1 protein-coding gene is annotated in these 466 nt (G+C 44.4%); it reads left to right on the top strand.

All coding sequences use genetic code 11. From position 1 onward, the window contains the following. The coding region (locus tag P0108_RS07185) for a phage major capsid protein (protein WP_473730947.1) at nucleotides 1–466 on the top strand (466 nt) is incomplete at both ends.

The following is a 466-nucleotide window of genomic DNA, read 5'->3' as shown; positions in this document are numbered from 1 at the left end:
GGATTCCAAGTTTGCGCAAATCCTGCTTGACGCTCATAAGCTTCACGTTGCGGTAAAAGTTACTGAAGAACTCTTGTATGATAATGCGTTTAACCTCGAGAATCATATTCTTACATCCTTCGGCATGGCGTTGGCTAACGCTGAGGAAGACGCTTTTCTTAACGGGGATGGTGTTGGAAAACCAACTGGTATTTTCAACAAGAAAGACGGCGGCACGTTCCTTAAAGAAACTACCAGTATTAAAACTGATGATCTGATTGATCTTGTTCACGCTTTGAGGCGACCATACCGTAAAAACGCGAGTTTTATTATGAACGATAAAACAGTCGCGAGCATACGAAAACTTAAAGACAATAACGGTGCGTACGTTTGGCAGCCTTCATACCAGGATGATGAGCCGAACAGGATTCTCGGATACCCGGTATACACGTCTGCTTACGCGCCTGAAAACATGGTGGCTTTTGGC

The organism is Gardnerella sp. c10Ua_244, from assembly GCF_055818055.1.
Note: the sequence above shows the minus strand (reverse complement) of the source record. Positions and strands in the feature narration are given on the sequence as shown.